This is a genomic window from Kaistia sp. MMO-174 (genome assembly GCF_037147815.1).
GTDB classification, from domain to species: domain Bacteria; phylum Pseudomonadota; class Alphaproteobacteria; order Rhizobiales; family Kaistiaceae; genus Kaistia; species Kaistia nematophila.
The window spans coordinates 529,246-547,775 of the sequence record NZ_JBBCUO010000004.1; the positions used below are offsets into that span (position 1 = coordinate 529,246).

The window sequence follows — 18,530 nt, forward strand, 5'->3', positions numbered from 1 at the left end:
GCTCAGCCCTGGACGAGCTTCAGCTTCGTATCCAGCACCGCCAGCACCTGCCGCAGGTCGTGGCCGCGCTTCATGATGTAGCCGCCCGCCGCGATCACCGCATAGGCGCCCTGGCGGTTCCGCAGCTCCGGGTCCTTCACCACCTTGTAGAGCGGCATTTCGGATGAACGGCGGAAGATCGAGAACACCGCCTTGTCGCGCAGATGGTCGATCGCATAATCGCGCCATTCGCCGGCGGCGACCATGCGCCCATAGACGCGCAGGATCTCGTTCAGCTCCAGTCGGTTGAAAGCAATCAGGGGCGCGACCTTCGTCGCTTCCGGCGGTTTCAGCGTGACCAGCGTCGCGCTGCCGCCGGCCGACGCCTTCTCGTCACCTTCGCTCAATGGCGCCTCCTGTTACGAGCCGCTCCGTCATCGAAGCGTCATGATCGCTCCGATCGACACGACTGGCAAGGCTCGCGAACGATTCGGCCCGGAACGGCGGTCCGCCGGCATTCCGGAGCCGGCAAACGCGATTTCGCCGCAATCATCACGCCGCTTTGAAGTTAAGCCTAAAAATTCCTTTATTCCGCCCTTTTTCGGCCCGGCACCGGCCGCATTGGCCCGGCAATATCTCATCATCGCTTCGAACGGTCCGGCTTGGCCAAGGCTTCGGAATTTCTCAGCCCCCCAGCCCCCCGGGGTCCTCAGTCGAGCCGGACCACCTTCGAAGCAGACGTCGAATTGCATTCCCCCTCCCAAAAAGTCCCCTGAGGTCGGCCCCCGCCGGCCTTTTTCTTTGCCTGCGGGACGGGCGCGGCCCTCCGGCCTTGAATCTCCGCTGCCAACCGGCGATATCAGCGCCGCCGCGCCTGCGCCGGCCTGATGCCGATCGCGTTCCCCGCCTGCCGATGGCCCGTGGCGACGGGACGAAAATACCGGAGAGAGAAGCGTGTCTGAACAGAAGCCAGCCGCCGAAACCCGCACTTTCGAAGCCGAGGTCTCCCGCCTGCTGCACATGATGGTGCATTCGGTCTATTCGAATCGCGACGTCTTCCTGCGCGAACTGATCTCCAACGCCGCCGACGCCTGCGAGAAGCTGCGCACGCTCTCGCTGTCGGATCCGGCCATCGCCGAGGGCGGCGACGCCTTCCGGATCGTCATCGAGGCCGACAAGAAAGCGCCCAGCCTCGCCATCTCCGACAACGGCATCGGCATGGACCGGCAGGAGCTAATCGACAATCTCGGCACCATCGCCCAGTCCGGCACCCGCGCCTTCCTCGAGCAGGCCGGCGAGGGCGCGAAGGGTTCGGCGCTGATCGGCCAGTTCGGCGTCGGCTTCTACTCCGCCTTCATGGTCGCCGACAGCGTCACCGTCCTCTCGCGCAAGGCCGGTTCCGACGAGGCCTGGCGCTGGCATTCCGACGGCAAGGGTGCCTACGAGATAGAGCCCGTCGACCTGGCCGAAGCGCCTGCGCGCGGCACGCGGATCGTGCTGCACCTGAACCCCGACAATGCCAGCTATGCCGAGACGGAGACAATCGAGCGCATCGTCACCGCCTATTCGGCGCATGTGCCGGTTCCGATCGTGCTGAAGCTCGCCGACGGCAGCGAGGAGCAACTCGCCGACGGCAGCGCGCTGTGGCGGAAGTCGAAGGCCTCGGTCACCGAGGAAGAATACAAGGACTTCTACGGCCATGTCGGCGGCCGCTTCGACGAGCCGGCCGTCACCATCCACTATCGCGCCGAGGGCCGGACGGAATATTCCGTGCTGCTCTTCGTGCCGTCGTCGCGGCCGTTCGACCTGTTCGAGCCGGAGCGGCAGGGCAAGGTAAAGCTCTATGTCCGCCGCGTCTTCATCACCGACGAGGCCGAGATCCTGCCGCCCTGGCTGCGCTTCGTGCGCGGCGTCATCGATTCGGAAGACCTGCCGCTCAATCTCTCGCGCGAGATGCTGCAGAAGAACCCGGTGATCGAGGCGATCGGCAAGGGCGTCACCAACCGCATCCTCGCCGACCTCGACAAGCTCGCGACCGACAATGCCGACAGCTTCGCCAAGGTCTGGGAATCCTTCGGCGCCGTGCTGAAGGAGGGCCTCTACGAGGCGCCCGACCGGCGCGACGCGCTGTTCAAGCTGGCGCGCTTCAAGACGACGACTGGCGGCGACAACTGGCGCAGCCTCGCCGAGGTCGTCACCGCCTTCCGGCCCAGCCAGACGGCGATCTACTACGCGCTCGGCGACGACGCGGCGACCATCGCCGCCAGCCCGCATCTCGAGGGCTACGCCAAGCGCGGCGTCGAGGTGCTGGTGCTCGCCGACCCGGTCGACGCCTTCTGGGTCCGCACCGCGCTCGGCTTCGACGGCAAGCCGTTCCAGTCGGTAACGCAGGGCGCCGCCAGCCTCGACCTGATCCCGGTGCTGGAAGCGGAGGCCGCCAAGGACGCCGCCAGCGAGGAGAAGCCCGCCTCCGAAGCGGCGCTCGCCGCGCTGACGCTGCGCCTCAAGCAGGCGCTCGGCGACAAGGTCGTCGAGGTGCGCGGCTCGAACCGGCTGGCGACCAGCCCGGCCTGCCTGGTGGCGCCGGAGTTCGGGCCCGACAGGCAGCTGGAAAAGATCCTGGCGAGCCGCGACGGGGCCGGCGGCCGCGCCGCCCAGATCCTCGAGCTCAATCCGGCCCATCCGCTGGTGGCCGGCCTCGCCGCCCAGGCGGCGGCGGGCGGAGCTGCTGCCGAGCGGGTCGACGCGGCCGCGCCGCTGATTTTCGGCCTGGCGCGCATTCTCGACGGCGAGGCGCCGGACGAGCCGGCCGCCTTCGCCAGGGCGCTTGCGGGCCTGATGGAGAAGACCATCGGCTGAAAGACGGGCACCGGCCTTGCTGCCCCGATCGGGCGGAAAGACCGGGCCGCGACACCGCCAGGCCGGCGCTGCCGGGAGGGCAGATGATCGGCGCCGGACGCTATGCGGCCGGCGCGTGATCATGGTTATGGCAATGGCGATGGATCGGCCGGGCGGTCGGGATCTTCCGGCCTCGCTGCGGCAGGGCTACCAGTCGGCGCCCTTTTCAGAAAACGCGGCTCCCAGGATCTGACCGGGCTCCCCGCGCTCGTTCTCGGCCTGCAGCAGTATGGCGCAGCCATCCGCATTGGCCTGGTGGTACTCGCTCATCGGCAGATCGACGTCGACCGCCTCGCCGCGCCACATGGCGATCGGGCGCAGCTTGGTGACGACGTTGTAGTAGGCGAGCGTGCGGTCCTGGTTTTCGCCGGTGCGGATCGGCACGTCGACATGGCGCTTATAGAGCGCCAGCCAGATCGTCGCCTTGCGCACACGGGGGATGGCCCGGTCCGCGGTCTGGCCAATCTTCACCCGGATCGCGTCGCCGGCCATCTCCATGGCGACGGGAACGGCCAGCGGCGGCTCCGACTTCAGCACCGCCTCGATCGCCGCCTTGTCGCTGCCGACGACGTGCTGCGTGCCGTTGACGATCATCTGCGGCGTATAGATCTGCCGGTCGCCGCGGGCATTGGCGTAGGATTTCTGGCGGGCGGTAAATTCGTGGCTGGCGAGCGTGTCCTTCCAGCCGAGATAGTCCCAGTAATCGACGGGAAGCGACAGGGCGACGATGTCGTCGCGTTCGGCGAAGCCCTCCAGCACCTCGTCCGCCGGGGGACAGGAAGCGCAGCCCTGGCTGGTGAACAATTCCAGCACCGCGGAGATTTTCGGTTCGGTCTTTATCTCGCTGCCGGGCTCGCTGGCCCAAGCCGAGATAGCCGGGATGATGCCCAGGCCAATGGCCAAGACAATCCAAGTGGGTTTCGGAACGAACATGCCCGCAAACTTATCCTGATCGCCGAGACAACCGCACGCCGTGCGTGCCGTCGAAAAGCTAGATCCGGGATTGATCGTAAGCCATTCAATTAAGGGTGACCGGCTGTGAATCGGTACCGGTCATCCACAGCCTCTGTCCGGCTAAACCCGCGCGGCAATTAAGAAAATCGCCGCGCGGCAGAATCACGAAATTGTTCGTAACTCGATACTATTGGGCTCAGGCAACGAGCTTCCGGAGCACGAACTGCAGGATGCCGCCGTTCTTGAAGTAGTCGAGCTCGTCGAGCGTATCGATTCGGCAGAGCAGCGGGACGACCTTGCGGGTGCCGTCGGCGAAGGTGATTTCCGCGTCGAGCATCTGGCGCGGCTTCAGGTCGCCGGCGATGCCCTTGATCGTCACCGTCTCGTCGCCCTTGAGGCCGAGCGTCTGCCAGGAGGTGCCTTCCTCGAAGACGAGCGGCACGATGCCCATGCCGACCAGGTTCGAGCGATGAATGCGCTCGAAGGACTGGGCGACGACGGCGCGGATGCCGAGCAGCTTGGTGCCCTTGGCCGCCCAGTCGCGGGACGAGCCGGTGCCGTATTCCTTGCCGGCGAACACCACCAGCGGAACGCCCTCGGCCTTGTACTTCATCGCGGCATCATAGATCGGCATCTCGGTGCCGTCCGGCCAATGCTTGGTGAAGCCGCCTTCCTTGCCGCCCAGCATCTGGTTCTTGATGCGGATGTTGGCGAAGGTGCCGCGCATCATCACTTCATGGTTGCCGCGACGGGTGCCGTACTGGTTGAAGTCGGCCGGGCGGACCTGGTGATCGCGCAGATAGCTGCCGGCGGGGCTGGCTTCCTTGATCGAACCGGCCGGCGAGATGTGGTCGGTGGTGATCGAATCGAGGAACAGGCCCATGACGCGGGCGCCGAGGATATCCGTCACGGCCTCGGGCTCGCGCTCCATGCCGACGAAATAGGGCGGGTTCTGCACATAGGTCGACTGGCCGTCCCAGGCATAGGTCTCGCCCTGCGGCACCGCGATCTTCTGCCAGTTGGCGTCGCCCTTGAAGACGTCGGCATACTTGGCCTGGAACATCTTCTTGGTGACGTTCTCGCGGATGAAGGTGGCGATCTCCTGGTTGGAGGGCCAGATGTCCTTCAGATAGACCGGCTGGCCGTTCGAACCGGTGCCGAGCGGCTCGGTGGTCAGGTCGATCTGCAGCGAACCGGCCAGCGCATAGGCGACGACCAGCGGCGGCGAGGCGAGGTAGTTCGCCTTGACGTCCGGATTGACTCGGCCTTCGAAGTTGCGGTTGCCCGACAGCACGGCGGCGGCGACCAGGTCGCCCTGGTTGATGGCGACGGAGATGTCCTCCGGCAGCGGGCCGGAATTGCCGATGCAGGTGGTGCAGCCGAAGCCGACGAGGTTAAAGCCGAGGGCGTCGAGGTCCTTCTGCAGGTCGGCGGAGGCGAGGTATTCCTCGACCACCTGCGATCCCGGCGCCAGCGAGGTCTTCACCCACGGCTTCGACTTCAGGCCCTTGGCGACCGCGTTGCGGGCGAGCAGGCCGGCGGCGATCAGCACGCTCGGGTTCGAGGTGTTGGTGCAGGACGTGATGGCGGCGATCGTCACGTCGCCATGGCCGACCGTGTAGTCGGTGCCGGCGACGGCGACGCGCTTGTCGGCCTCGCCCGGCTTCTTGAACTCGCCCTCGAGCGAGGTGAGGAAGCCGGCCTTGGCGTCGGAGAGCAGCACGCGGTCCTGCGGGCGCTTCGGGCCGGCGAGCGACGGCAGCACCGAGGAGATGTCGAGCTCGAGCACGTCGGTGAAGACCGGATCGGCGAGGCCGGGCTCGCGCCACATGCCCTGCGCCTTCGAATAGGCCTCGACCAGCGCGATGCGCTCGGCCTTGCGGCCCGTCTCGTCGAGATAGGCGATGGTCTCGCCGTCGACCGGGAAGAAGCCGCAGGTGGCGCCATATTCCGGCGCCATGTTGCCGATGGTGGCGCGGTCGGCGAGCGACAGGTGCTCGAGGCCGGGGCCGAAGAACTCGACGAACTTGCCGACGACGCCCTTCTTGCGCAGCATCTGCGTGACGGTCAGCACGAGGTCGGTGGCGGTGATGCCCTCATTCAGCTTGCCGGTCAGCTTGAAGCCGATCACTTCCGGGATCAGCATCGAGACGGGCTGGCCGAGCATCGCGGCCTCGGCCTCGATGCCGCCGACGCCCCAGCCGAGCACGCCGAGGCCGTTCACCATGGTGGTGTGGCTATCGGTGCCGACGCAGGTGTCGGGATAGGCTACGGTCTCGCCGTTCTCGGTCTTGGTCCAGACGGTCTGGGCCAGGTATTCGAGATTGACCTGGTGGCAGATGCCGGTGCCCGGCGGCACGACGCGGAAATTGTCGAAGGCCGACTGGCCCCACTTCAGGAAGCGGTAACGCTCCTGGTTCTGCTTGTATTCCTCGTCGACGTTCTTGCCGAACGCCTGGGCGTTGCCGAAGAAGTTGACGATGACGGAATGGTCGATGACGAGATCGACGGGCACCAGCGGGTTGATGCGCTTCGGGTCGCCGCCGAGATTGACCATCGCGTCGCGCATGGCGGCGAGGTCGACCACGGCCGGAACGCCGGTGAAGTCCTGCATCAGCACGCGAGCCGGGCGATAGGCGATCTCGCGCTCATCCTTGCCGCGCGACACCAGCCAGTCCTTGACGGCGATGATGTCCTGCTTGGTGACGGTGCGGCCGTCTTCGTTACGGAGCAGGTTCTCGAGCAGAACCTTCAGCGAGAAAGGCAGGCTGGAGATGCCGGGAAGCCCGTTCTGCTCCGCGTCCTTCAGGCTGAAATAGACATAGCTTTCCGCGCCGACCTGGAGAATCTTGCGGGATTTAAAGCTGTCGGGATGCTCGTTGCTCACGATACGGATCGTCCTCGTTTCTGTCGCGGAAACGCATGGCCGAAGTCGATGCACGAAGCGTGCCCGACCCGGTCAGGCGCACCCAAGGTGGCGGCGGAGTTTCGCTCGGCACGCGGTCCATCCCTGGGGTGGTGACGCAGGTCCTGACCGCGGCGCGACCGGCGCGCCGGGTTGCAGGCCTTATAATGAATTTCGTAAGGAGAAGCCAGATCAACGAAAGTCGCCGCGCTTGGAATCTTTCAAAGCTGCTCAAACGCAATCGGACGCGGCGTCACCTCACGGTGGGATCCGCGCATGAACCGCGCCGCTAACCGGTTATCCGCGACGGATCTTGCCGTAAGTCGTGGCGGGCGCACCATTTTCGCGCAGATCAGCTTCATGATCGGCGCAGGCGAGCTGCTCGCCGTCACCGGCGCCAACGGAGCCGGCAAATCAACACTCCTGCGCGCCGTCGCCGGCCTGCTGCCGCTCGCGGCCGGCAGCCTCCGCTTCGATGCCGCTCGCGAAAGCGACGCCGGCATCAGCGAAAATGCTCATTATTTCGGCCATTTGGACGGGCTGAAGCCGGCGCTTAGCGTGCGCGACAACCTGGCGCTGTGGACCCGCGTCGCCGGCGAGCCGGGCCTTCCGGCGCGGGAAGCGCTCGAACAGGTGGAACTCGATCACCTCGACGATCTGCCAGCCGGCTATCTTTCCGCCGGCCAAAGGCGGCGCGCCAGCCTCGCCCGCCTGCTCGTCGTGCGCCGTCCGATCTGGCTGCTCGACGAACCGACCTCCGCGCTCGATGCCCGCTCCGAGGCGACCTTCGGGGAATTGCTGGCCGGGCATCTCGCCGGCGGCGGGCTGGCCCTGGCCGCGACACATCGTCCCCTCCCCGTCGCAAGCTCGGCGACGCTCGCTCTCGGTGCCGCATGACCGGCTTCTTCTTCGGCCTGATCGGACGGACGGTGCGCCTGTCGCTCGGCGCCGGCGGCGGCGCCTTTGTCGGGCTGATCTTCTTCCTGTCGGTGGTCGCCGTGGTGCCGTTCGGCGTCGGACCCGACATGAAGCTGCTCGCCCGCATCGGCCCGGCCATGCTCTGGATCGCCGCCCTGCTCGCCACCCTGCTCGGGCTCGACCGGCTGTTCCAGGACGACCGCGACGACGGCAGCCTCGACCAGTTCATCCTCTCCGGGCTGCCGCTGGAGCTGGTGGTGCTGGCGAAGGCGATCGGCCACTGGCTGGCGACCGGCCTGCCGCTGGTGCTGGGCGCGCCTGTATTCGGCCTCATCCTCGGCATGGAAGCGCAGGCGATCGGCCTGGTGACTCTGACGCTGCTGATCGGCACGCCGGCGCTGATCTTCATCGGCGCGATCGGCGCCGCCTTGATCACGGCGCTGCGCCGGGGCGGCCTGCTGGTCGCCATCCTGGTGCTGCCCTTCACCATTCCCGTGCTGATCTTCGGCGTCAGCACCATCACCGCCGCGACGACGGTCGGCATGCCGGTCCTGAACCCGATGCTGATCCTGATCGCCCTGACGCTGGCAAGCGCCGTGATCGGCCCCGTCGCCGGCGCCGCCGCGCTGCGCGCCGGGATGGACTGAGTCCTCGGATCCGATTTTCGGTTTCTCCACCATGGTGGAGGCGCGGCGCCGTCCAGAAACAAAGAACGCGGCCCGGAGGCCGCGTTCTAGTGATTTCGAAGATGACCGTTCCGCTCAGTGGCGGAAGTGGCGCATGCCGGTGAAGACCATGGCGAGGCCGGCTTCGTCGGCGGCGGCGATCACCTCGTCGTCGCGCATCGAGCCGCCGGGCTGGATCACGGCCGTCGCGCCCGCCTCGGCCGCCGCCAGCAGACCGTCGGCGAACGGGAAGAACGCGTCGGAAGCGACGACCGAACCCTTGGCGAGCGTCTCCGGCAATCCCGCCGTGCGGGCGGCGTCGGCCGCCTTCTTGGCGGCGATGGTCGATGAATCGACGCGGCTCATCTGGCCGGCGCCGACGCCGACCGTGGCGCCGTCCTTCACATAGACGATGGCGTTCGACTTGACGTGCTTGGCGACGCGGAAGGCGAAGAGAAGGTCGTCCAGCTCGGCGTCCGAGGGCGCGCGTCTGGTCACGACCTTCAGATCGGCCTTGCTGACCCGGCCGGCGTCGCGGTCCTGCACCAGCAGGCCGCCGGCGACCGTCTTGACCGTCGTGCCCCTGGCGGCCGGGTCCGGCAGGCCGCCGGTGACGAGCAGGCGCAGATTCTTCTTCGCCGCGACGATGGCGACTGCCTCGTCGGTGGCATCCGGGGCGATGATCACCTCGGTGAAGATCTCGACGATCTTCTTCGCCGCCTCGGCGTCGAGCGTGCGGTTCAGCGCGACGATGCCGCCAAAAGCCGAGACCGGATCGCAGCGCAGCGCCTTGTCATAGGCCTCGCCCAGCGTCGCGCCCGTCGCCACGCCGCAGGGATTGGCGTGCTTGATGATGGCGACCGCCGCCGTCTCGGCGGGATCGAACTCGGCGACCAGCTCGAAAGCGGCGTCGGTGTCGTTGATGTTGTTGTAGGAGAGCTGCTTGCCCTGCAGCTGCTTCGCCGTCGAGACGCCGGGGCGCACCTCGCCCGTGGCATAGAATGCCGCCTGCTGGTGCGGATTCTCGCCATAGCGCATGACCTCGCGGAGCGAACCGCCGAACGAGCGCCAGGCCGGCGCCGGCTCTTCCAGCACGCGGGCGAACCAGCCGGAGACGGCCGCGTCATAGGCCGCCGTGCGGGCGAACGCCTTGCCGGCGAGGCGCTTGCGGAAGGCGAGCGGCGTCGAGCCGGCATTCGCGTCCAGCGTCTCCAGCACCGAGGCATAGTCTGCGGGATCGACGACGATCGAGACGAAGCCATGGTTCTTGGCCGCGGCGCGCGTCATCGCAGGGCCGCCGATATCGATGTTCTCGACGGCGGTTGCGTAGTCTTCCGTCGCGGTGATCGTCTTCTCGAACGGATAGAGGTTGACTGCGACGAGGTCGAAACCCTCGATGCCGTGCTCTTCCATCTCGGCCGCGTGGACGGGATCGTTGCGGATGCCGAGCAGGCCGCCATGGATCTTCGGATGCAGCGTCTTGACCCGGCCGCCGAGGATCTCGGGGAAGCCGATAACGTCGGCGACATTGGTCGCCGGCAGGCCGGCGTCGATCAGCGCCTTGCAGGTCGAGCCGGTGGCGACGAGGGCGACACCGCGCTCATGCAGCGCCCGGGCGAAGTCGATCAGCCCGGTTGAGTCCGACACCGAAAAGAGCGCGCGCTTCATCGGAACGAGTTCGGGAAGGGCGACCTTTGACGGCGGTACGGCCATGGCATCCTCGCGGGTTCGATAAGTGAAGGCCCGCGCGATACCACGTTTTTTCTGGGGACGCAGCCCGCTTTACGCACCGAGCGGCAGATCGTCGCCGGGATCGTCATGATGGCGCTGGCGACCGCCCGGCTCGACGACGCGGTGCAGGGTCCATTCGATCGAATCCTGATGCAGCGCGCGGCCATAGACGACGATCTGCTCGGTGCGCCGGCTGCCCCTGATGTCGGAAAGGCGGATGCTCTCCTCGAGCAGTACTTCCAGCCCCTGCGTGTCGAACTGCCAGGCCGAACCGTCGGGCAGCGCCAGGAAGACGCCATGGCCGTGGTTGATCCGGGTCGCCTCGACGGAAGGATGCAGATGCAGGCGCAGCGCGAAGGCGTCGCGACCGCCGCGCTTGCCGCTCGGCGCCGTGAAGGAATCGACGCCGTCGAGCCTGTCGCCATAGGCCGACAATACCAGCTGGCGCTCATGGCGGATGCCGAAGCGAGAGAGATAGCCGTCATGCGACGCGCTCAGCACCGTCTCGTTGCGATGGTCCTGGCGCTGGACCTCCACGCGCGTCGGGCCGGAAAGGATCGCCTCGCCCAGCTTGTCGGCGAGATAGGTGCCGGTCAGGAAACGGCAGGACGAGGAATCGTTCAGCGTCACGGTCGAATGCGCCGCCGTGGTGCGCGCCATGCGCCGCAGCGCCGTGGCGCCTGGACCGGGCACGCCGCAATTGACGATGAGCGGCTGGCGGCCGGCGCTCATCTCGAAGGAAAGGCAGCCCGCATGCGCGTCGAGCGACAGCACCGGTTCCGGCGGCGGGCCGGTGTCGACCAGCACGACCGTGTCGCCGCCCTCGAGCCGCTGGTAGCCGACATAGGGCGCATTCTTCGACGGGTTGCCGCGCGCGTCGTCATAGGCGAGCACGGTGGCGAGCAGGCCGAGCTGCGTTTCGCCCATGCCGTTGAAGCGGGCGAAGGAGCCGTCGCCGTGCCGGAAGAAGCGCAGCATCGGCATCATCCGGTCGATCGCGCCGAGCAGCACGGCGGAAGGCTGCTGGCCGCGCGCGGTGAACGCCTGCCGCAGCGGCAGCAGGTCGACGAGGATTTCCAGCATGGTGCCGGGATTGCGGCCGACATGGCCGCCATCCGGCAGGATCTGCTTCGCCAGTTCCTGGTCGAGCCAGCGCGACGCCTGGCGCACCAGGCGCGGCTGATCGGACAGCGACAGGCCGGCGGCGGCGAGCGCCATCATCACCCGCAGCCGCGGCAGGCCGGGCCGCACGTCGCGCGCAACGCGGCGCAGATGCCGCACCTGCTTGGTGAGCGAGCGCATGAAGCGGCGGTAGAAGCCGTGGTCGCAGCCTTCCAGCACCAGCGGCGTCTGCGCTAGCCAGGACAGGATCCGGCGCGCCATGACGTCGGGATCCCGGGCGACCGGATCATGGCTCTTCTGGAACTTGATCCATTCGTCGAGCAGCGCGCGGGCGTTGGAGCGCGAGACGGCGAGGTCGGAGGCGCGCAGGTGGCGCAGCCAGCCGAAGCCGTGTAGCCGCTCGGCCCAGGCGCGAGACGGCGCCTCGATCTCGAACACGGAGAAGCCGGTGACATCGACCACCTCGCCGGCGAAGACGAAGCGGCCGGCATAGATGTCGTTGGCGATGGTCGGGTCGGCGGTTCGAAGGTCGGTCGGCGCGATCAGCAGCCGCTCCGGCACCTGGCCCGAATATTTCCACCGATAGAGGGGGCTGGCATGGAACGCATAGCGCACCCGGCGCCATGCGGACGCGAGCGCGAAGCGGACGAGCCGACCCCGACCGGATCCTGCTCCGAGCGCCATACTCTCTCGCTCCCTCATCTACTGCTGAATTCGTGCTGACCGGATTTTCGAACGCTCGAAACGAATCAGTCGGCCGGCGATTCGAGCAATCTAATTGCGGATTCGCACAAATTGAAACCGTTCCCGGCGCCCTAAAGGCGCCGGAAGCGGACGGCGAAGAAGCCGTCGAGGCCGGAAAGCCGCGGCTCCGCATGGGGAAGGTCCGACGGCAGGGTGCGCAGAAAGCCGTCGCGACAAATCGCGTCGACGCCGCCGACCTCTTCCGGCCGGACCGGCTCCAAAACCAGCGGTAGGCTGGCCAGTGCCTGCGCAACCTGATCCTCGCCCTCGGCCCGCTCGAGCGAACAGGTGCAATAGACCAGCGTCCCGCCCGGCTTCAGCATGGCGGCGGCGCGCGCCAGCAGCGACGCCTGCAATGCGGCAAGCGTGTCGATGTCGGACGGTCGCTTCAGCACGGCGACGTCGGGATGGCGGCGGATCGTGCCGGTCGCGGAGCAGGGCGCATCGAGCAGGATGGCGTCGAACAGACGGTCCGGCTGCCAGCTCGCGACGTCGGCGGCGACGGTTTCGGCCTCCAGCCCGAGGCGGCCGAGATTCTCGCGAACGCGCAGCAGGCGCGCCTCGTTGACATCCACCGCCGTCACCCGGGCGCCGGCCACGGCGAGCTGCGCCGTCTTGCCACCCGGAGCCGCGCAGAGGTCGGCGACGTCAAGCCCGTCGACCTTGCCGAGCAGCTTCGCGGGGAGCGCGGCGGCGGCGTCCTGCACCCACCACTCGCCCTCGCCGAAGCCCGGCAGTGCGTCAATCGGTCCGTGCGCAATCAGCCGGACGCTGCCGGTCGGCAACACGATGCCGCCGAGCTTCTCCGCCCAGCCGGCCGGATCGGACTTTACCGAAAGGTCCAGCGACGGCTCCAGCAGATGGGCCGCCGCGATCGCCGCCGTGGTGGCGGCGCCGTAGTCCATCACCCAGCGCTCATAGAGCCAGTCGGGCGTATTCAGGCGAACCTCGTCCTGCGCGGCGAGGATGGCGTCGCGCTGCTCGGTCAGCCGCCGCAGCACGGCGTTGACGAGCCCCTTGAAATGACGCGCGTCGCGATCCGCCTCAGCGGTGTCGACGGCGATCGAGACGGCGGCGTGGTCGGGGACATCCATGAACAGGATCTGCGCCGCGGCGACATGCAGGATCGCCGGCAGCGGACCCGACTTGCGCGGCAGCGCCTTGTCGAGGAAGCGGCCGAGCGCATCCTCGATCTGGCCGCGCCGGCGCAGCGAGATGCCGAGAATGGCGCGGGCCAGACCGCGCTCGCGCGGGTCGAGGGCCTCGAACGGACCGTCGGTGGCGTCGATCGCGCTGTCGAGGGCGCGATGATCGGCGAGCACCGCCATCAACGCCGTGGTCGCGGCAAGGCGGGCGGCGACGCCGGGAGCGAGCCGCGGCTTGCGCGGCGCGTTGCGGGCGGGACGGTTGCCGGTGGACGACTTACCGGTGGATGACTTGCCTGCCGACGGCTTGCCGGACTTCGACTTCTGGCTCAACCCCACGGCCCCCTGCCGGAGGAACCGGAGTCCGGATTGGCGCCGCCCCAGGGACCGCGCGGCTCCGACGCGGCGGGCCGGTTGGAGCGGAAGCCTCCCGGCAGGTCGACACGGGCAGCCGGGCGCGCGCCGCCGCCGGAGCCACCGCGCTCCGCCTCCATGGCCATGAGGGCGGCGATCCGGTTTTCCGTGTCCGGATGAGTCGAGAAGAGATTGTCCATGCGCTGCCCGGATAGGGGATTGATGATGAAGAGATGCGCGGAGGCGGGATTCGCCTCGGCCGCCTCGTTGGGGATCTCGTGCGCCCCGCGCGCGATCTTGGCAAGGGCGCTCGCTAGCGAACGCGGCGAACCACAGATTTCGGCGCCGAGGCGATCGGCCGAATATTCGCGCGTCCGGCTGACCGCCATCTGCACCAGCATGGCCGCCATCGGGGCGACGATCATCATGACGATCGTCCCGATCATGCCGATGCCGCCGCCTTCCCGGTTGCGATTGCCGCTGAACAGGAAGGCGAAGTTCGCCAGCATCGAGATGGCGCCGGCCAGCGTCGCCGTGATCGTCATGGTCAGCGTGTCGTGGTTCTTCACATGCGCCAGCTCATGCGCCATCACGCCGGCGATCTCGTCGCGCGTCAGCACCTGCAGCAGCCCGGTCGAGGCCGCGACGGCCGCGTTCTGCGGGTTGCGGCCGGTGGCGAAGGCGTTGGGCTGGGCGGAGTCGATGACATAGACCTTCGGCATGGGGAGATCGGCGCGCTGCGCCAGCTGCCGGACGATGCCGTAGTACTCCGGCGCGCTGCGTTCGTCGACCTCGTGGGCGCCGTACATCGACAGCACCATCTTGTCGGAATTCCAGTAGCTGAAGATGTTCATGCCGGCGGCGATGACGAACGCGATCATCATGCCGCTCGATCCGCCGATCAGGTAGCCGACGCCCATGAACAGGGCGGTCAAGGCCGCGATCAGCATGGCGGTGCGCATGACGTTCATCGATCACTCCCGATTGGCCGCGATGGCCGGGCGCGTTGCGGCGGCCGGCGGGTTCGACCTATATGATGGGAGGGTACCGGTCGAGCTGCAAGTTGCGGCGCCGGCCCCGGGCGCGGGAATCCGCGCCATTTGCGCCCCAGCGCCCCATCTTCGAGGCCCCGATGAGCGACGAAGCCGAAACCGCACACCCGCCCCGCCCGCTCAGCGACGTCGCCCGCCGCGCGCTCGCCGAAGCGGAAGCGCGCCGCGCCGAGATCGACGCCGCGACGAGGCGCCCGCGCGAGATCCTCGGCCGCGCCGGCCCGGAACCGGTGCGCTACGGCGACTGGGAGAACAAGGGCATCGCCAGCGACTTCTGATGCGGCTGCCAAGGCCGTAATCCCCCAGGCTCCGTCATCCCGGACGCAGCGAAGCGGAGATCCGGGATCCGTGCCGCCGTGGCCTGAGGCCGTCGGCGCGATGACGAGCCTTCGTCAAACGACTACGAACGAGACAGCGGATGGATGGATCCCGGGTCAAGCCCGGGATGACGCCGAGGATGTTGCACCCATCGAGCCAGGAGATGACGAGACATCAAAGAAAGGCCGGCTACTGAGCCGGCCTCCCGAAATCGACTACCGCTTGTTCTGGCGGTTGGCGACGAGGTCGTCGACGACGGCCGGATCGGCCAGGGTCGAGGTGTCGCCGAGATTGCCGAATTCGCCTTCGGCGATCTTGCGCAGGATGCGGCGCATGATCTTGCCCGAGCGCGTCTTCGGCAGGCCGGGCGCGAACTGGATCAGGTCGGGCGAGGCAATCGGGCCGATCTCCATCCGCACCCAGGCGACCAGTTCCTTGCGCAGCGCGTCGGTCGGCTCGACCGCCGCCATCAGCGTGACATAGGCGTAGATGCCCTGGCCCTTGATGTCGTGCGGGTAGCCGACGACGGCGGCTTCCGAGACATGCTCATGCGCCACCAGCGCGCTCTCGACCTCGGCCGTGCCCATGCGGTGGCCGGAGACGTTGAGCACGTCGTCGACGCGGCCGGTGATCCAGTAATAGCCGTCCGCGTCGCGGCGGCAGCCGTCGCCGGTGAAATAGGCGTTCTTGTAGGTCGAGAAATAGGTCTGCACGAAGCGGTCGTGATCGCCATAGACGGTGCGCATCTGGCCCGGCCACGAGTCGGTGATGATGAGGTTGCCCTCGGCCACACCTTCCAGCACCTTGCCCTCGCCGTCGACGATCGCCGGCTGGACGCCGAAGAAGGGCAGCGTCGCCGAGCCCGGCTTCTGGGCGATGGCGCCCGGCAGCGGGGTGATCAGGATGCCGCCGGTCTCGGTCTGCCACCAGGTGTCGACGATCGGGCAGCGGTCGTCGCCGACGACGCGGTGATACCACTCCCACGCTTCCGGATTGATCGGCTCGCCGACCGAGCCGAGCAGGCGCAGCGACGCGCGCGAGGTTTTCTTGACCGGCTCGTCGCCGGCTTGCATCAGCGCGCGGATCGCCGTCGGCGCCGTGTAGAAGATGTTGACCTTGTGCTTGTCGATCACCTCCCAGAAGCGGGAGTTGGTCGGATAGCTCGGCACGCCCTCGAACATCAGCGTGGTGGCGCCGTTCGAAAGCGGGCCATAGACGATGTAGGAATGGCCGGTGACCCAGCCGACATCGGCCGTGCACCAGTAGATATCGCCGTCGCGGTAGTCGAACACCTTGCTGTGCGTCAGCGAGGCATAGACGAGATAGCCGCCGGTGGTGTGCAGCACGCCCTTCGGCTTGCCGGTCGAACCCGACGTATAGAGGATGAACAGCGGGTCCTCGGCGTTCATCGCCTCCGGCTCGCAGTGCTGCGACACGGTCTTGGCGAGATCGTTGTAGAAGACGTCGCGGCCGTTCTGCATCGGGATATCGGCAAAGGTGCGCTGCACGACCAGCGTCTTCACGTCGCCGCCGAGCTTGGCGAGCGCCGCGTCGACATTGGCCTTCAGCGGGATCTTCTTGCCGGCCCGCAAGCCCTCGTCTGCGGTGATCACCAGCTTCGAGCCACAATCCTCGATACGGCCGGCGAGGCTGTCCGGCGAGAAGCCGCCGAAAACCACGGAATGCACGGCGCCAATGCGCGTGCAGGCGAGCATCGCAAAGGCCGTCTCCGGGATCATCGGCATGTAGATGGTGATCCGGTCGCCCTTCTTGGCGCCCATCTCCTTCAGCACATTGGCGAAGACATTCACCTGCTCGGAAAGCTCGCGATAGGTGATCGAGCGGCTTTCGGTGGGATTGTCGCCCTCCCAGAGGATCGCCACCTGCTCGGCGCGCTTGGCGAGGTGGCGGTCGACGCAGTTCGCCGAGACGTTGAGCGCGCCGTCCTCGAACCATTTGATCGAGACGTTGTCCGGCGCGAACGAGGTATTCTTCACCTTGGTGAACGGCGTGATCCAGTCGATCCGCTTGGCCTGCTCGGCCCAGAAGCCATCCGGATCCTCGACCGAGCGCTGATACATGGCGCGATAGGTCGGCTCGTCGATCTGTGCGCTCTTCGCCCAGTCGTCCGAGACCGGATAGATCTTGTCGTGCATCTTCATTCCTCCCTGGCAGCCCCGCTTGTGGCGGTGCACGCCCTTATGCAGGCGGCATTATGCGAATCCCGGCACTTCCGGCAAGCCAGTCTGGAGCGGTTCGCAAAAGCCGACTTCAAGAACCCGCACCCGCTTCACCGCCGCGTCCTCCAACGCGGGATGAACCGGGACCTGGTAGACGGCGAGATCGCGCACCGCGATCCTCGGCCGGTAGGTCCGGTCCGGGTCGCCGGCGATGACCGTCACGCCCGCCGCGGCGAGCGCCGCCAACCAGGGCATCAGCCGCGCCGCGAAACCGGAATCGTAGAAGACGTCGCCGGCGAGCAGCACGTCGAAATCGCCGGCCGCGGATCCGATCACATCGGCCTGCCGGGCGTCGATCGTCGCGCCGTTTGCTGCAGCATTCAAAGAAATTGCTGCAACTGCGAAGAGATCGATGTCGACGGCGGCGACATGGCTCGCGCCGGCCCTGGCGGCGGCGATCGCAACCAGCCCGGAACCGGAGGCGAAATCCAGCACGCGCCTGCCTCGCACGAGTTCCGGATGGTCGAGAACATGCCGCGCCAGCCCCTGCCCGCCCGCCCAGGCGAAGGCCCAGAACGGTGGCGGCAAGTCGGCGCGATCCAGCGCCGCTTCGGTCAGATGCCAAAGCGCGGTTGCCTCATCCGCTTGATAAAGCTCAATTTCCGGAACGAAGGCGACCGGCGCCAGCCGGGTCTGCTCGACGACGAAGCGCGCGGGATCGGCGATCAATCCGGGCTCAGATCGCGGCCGGATCGAGCCCGCACAGCTCGCAGATCAGCTTCCAGTGCGCGTCGCCGACCGGCTGCACGGAAAGACGCGAATTGCCGACCAGCGCCATGCCCTCAAGCCGCGGCTCGGCCTTGGCCATCTCCAGCGAATAGGGCTTTGGGACGGGCCGGACGGCGCGCAGGTCGACGCATTCCCAGCGGCCGCTGTCATCGGTCGAATCCGGGTGGGCGAGCTTTGCCACCTCGACGATCCCGACGATCTCCTTGCCGATATTGGAATGGTAGAAGAAGCCGCGATCGCCGAGTTGCATGGCGCGCATGTTGTTGCGCGCCTGGTAGTTGCGGACACCGTCCCATTCCTGGCCGGCCGCGCCCTTCTTCGCCAGATCGTCGAAGGAGAACACGTCGGGTTCGGACTTGAAGAGCCAGTAGGCCATGGGACGCTCCGATGGAAACGATGAAAGCCGGTGTGCCGGTCAGGCCGGCTTGCCGACTGCCCAGCGCCACGGCCGGACTTCGGTCGACTTGAACAGGCCCGCCTTGGCATAGGGATCGCCGGCGAGCACGGCGCGCGCCGCCGCTTCGTCCTCGGCCTCGAGGATCAGCAGCGAACCGCACATGTCGCCCTTGTCGTTCAGGAACGGACCGGCGATGGCGATGCCGGCTTCCTTGAGCCACTCGATATGGGCAGGACGGTTCTCGAGACGGACGGGCAGGCCGTCATCGCGATCGTTCAGGATGGCAACAAAATGCATGAGGACCTCCAGCAAATGCGGGCCGCACGGTAGGCGGCGGGCGGGCACACGTAAAGGGCGGTGTTCAACGCGAAAGGGGATA

14 protein-coding genes and 1 pseudogene are annotated in these 18,530 nt (G+C 67.4%); 4 read left to right on the forward strand and 11 right to left on the reverse strand.

The features are described from left to right. Positions 1–2 precede the first annotated feature (2 nt). Positions 3–386 carry a DUF2794 domain-containing protein gene (locus WFK98_RS17460; protein ID WP_420909622.1) on the reverse strand — a complete coding sequence of 128 codons (384 nt, stop codon included), beginning with the start codon at positions 384–386 and terminating at the stop codon, positions 3–5. Positions 387–933: 547 nt separating this feature from the next. On the opposite strand from WFK98_RS17460, the gene htpG reads away from it, so the two are divergent. Next, the gene (htpG, locus tag WFK98_RS17465) at positions 934–2,838 is read left to right on the forward strand and encodes a molecular chaperone HtpG (RefSeq protein WP_336801129.1); all 1,905 of its coding nucleotides are present in this window, start codon (positions 934–936) and stop codon (positions 2,836–2,838) included. Between the two features lie 318 nt (positions 2,839–3,156). Here the strand turns inward: htpG and WFK98_RS17470 are convergent. Both WFK98_RS17470 and acnA read right to left on the reverse strand, forming a co-directional pair. After that, a pseudogene (locus WFK98_RS17470) lies at positions 3,157–3,810 on the reverse strand (DUF1223 domain-containing protein); the annotation flags it as partial. A 217-nt stretch (positions 3,811–4,027) separates the two neighbouring features. Further along, a complete protein-coding gene (gene acnA / locus WFK98_RS17475; RefSeq protein ID WP_336801130.1) occupies positions 4,028–6,718 on the reverse strand; it encodes an aconitate hydratase AcnA in 2,691 nt (896 codons plus the stop codon). Between the two features lie 294 nt (positions 6,719–7,012). Between acnA and ccmA the strand changes: the two genes are divergently transcribed. Together ccmA and ccmB are read left to right on the forward strand one after the other, a co-directional pair. Then, positions 7,013–7,633 carry a heme ABC exporter ATP-binding protein CcmA gene (gene ccmA, locus WFK98_RS17480; RefSeq protein ID WP_336801131.1) on the forward strand — a complete coding sequence of 207 codons (621 nt, stop codon included), beginning with the start codon at positions 7,013–7,015 and terminating at the stop codon, positions 7,631–7,633. Continuing rightward, entirely contained in the window at positions 7,630–8,301 is a 672-nt protein-coding gene (gene ccmB / locus WFK98_RS17485) for a heme exporter protein CcmB (protein WP_336801132.1), read from the forward strand. Before ccmA ends, ccmB begins: the two co-directional genes overlap by 4 nt. Before the next feature lie 114 nt (positions 8,302–8,415). On the opposite strand, the gene purH is transcribed toward ccmB, so the two are convergent. The 4 genes from purH to htpX form a co-directional block, all read right to left on the reverse strand. Then, positions 8,416–10,032 carry a bifunctional phosphoribosylaminoimidazolecarboxamide formyltransferase/IMP cyclohydrolase gene (gene purH / locus WFK98_RS17490; protein WP_336801133.1) on the reverse strand — a complete coding sequence of 539 codons (1,617 nt, stop codon included), beginning with the start codon at positions 10,030–10,032 and terminating at the stop codon, positions 8,416–8,418. Between the two features lie 69 nt (positions 10,033–10,101). Next, entirely contained in the window at positions 10,102–11,856 is a 1,755-nt protein-coding gene (locus WFK98_RS17495; RefSeq protein ID WP_266339007.1) for a heparinase II/III family protein, read from the reverse strand. Positions 11,857–11,987: 131 nt separating this feature from the next. Further along, positions 11,988–13,244: an RsmB/NOP family class I SAM-dependent RNA methyltransferase gene (locus WFK98_RS17500; RefSeq protein ID WP_442907447.1), complete on the reverse strand. Its 1,257-nt coding sequence runs from the start codon at positions 13,242–13,244 to the stop codon at positions 11,988–11,990. Between the two features lie 146 nt (positions 13,245–13,390). Next, positions 13,391–14,386, reverse strand: a complete 996-nt coding sequence (gene htpX / locus WFK98_RS17505) for a zinc metalloprotease HtpX (protein ID WP_336801135.1) — start codon at positions 14,384–14,386, stop codon at positions 13,391–13,393. A gap of 161 nt (positions 14,387–14,547) precedes the next feature. Between htpX and WFK98_RS17510 the strand changes: the two genes are divergently transcribed. Then, complete coding sequence (locus WFK98_RS17510) at positions 14,548–14,745, forward strand: DUF1674 domain-containing protein (RefSeq protein WP_266339010.1); 198 nt, start codon at positions 14,548–14,550, stop codon at positions 14,743–14,745. Positions 14,746–15,000: 255 nt separating this feature from the next. On the opposite strand, the gene acs is transcribed toward WFK98_RS17510, so the two are convergent. Genes acs through WFK98_RS17530 form a run of 4 tightly spaced genes read right to left on the reverse strand, consistent with a single transcriptional unit; the run spans position 15,001 to position 18,448 of the window. Beyond that, complete coding sequence (gene acs / locus WFK98_RS17515; RefSeq protein WP_266339011.1) at positions 15,001–16,941, reverse strand: acetate--CoA ligase; 1,941 nt, start codon at positions 16,939–16,941, stop codon at positions 15,001–15,003. Between the two features lie 57 nt (positions 16,942–16,998). After that, a complete protein-coding gene (locus WFK98_RS17520) occupies positions 16,999–17,694 on the reverse strand; it encodes a class I SAM-dependent methyltransferase (RefSeq protein ID WP_266339012.1) in 696 nt (231 codons plus the stop codon). Between the two features lie 7 nt (positions 17,695–17,701). Beyond that, positions 17,702–18,130, reverse strand: a complete 429-nt coding sequence (locus WFK98_RS17525) for an EVE domain-containing protein (RefSeq protein ID WP_266339013.1) — start codon at positions 18,128–18,130, stop codon at positions 17,702–17,704. 39 nt (positions 18,131–18,169) lie between these two features. Beyond that, positions 18,170–18,448 carry a YciI family protein gene (locus WFK98_RS17530; protein WP_266339014.1) on the reverse strand — a complete coding sequence of 93 codons (279 nt, stop codon included), beginning with the start codon at positions 18,446–18,448 and terminating at the stop codon, positions 18,170–18,172. Positions 18,449–18,530 lie beyond the last annotated feature (82 nt).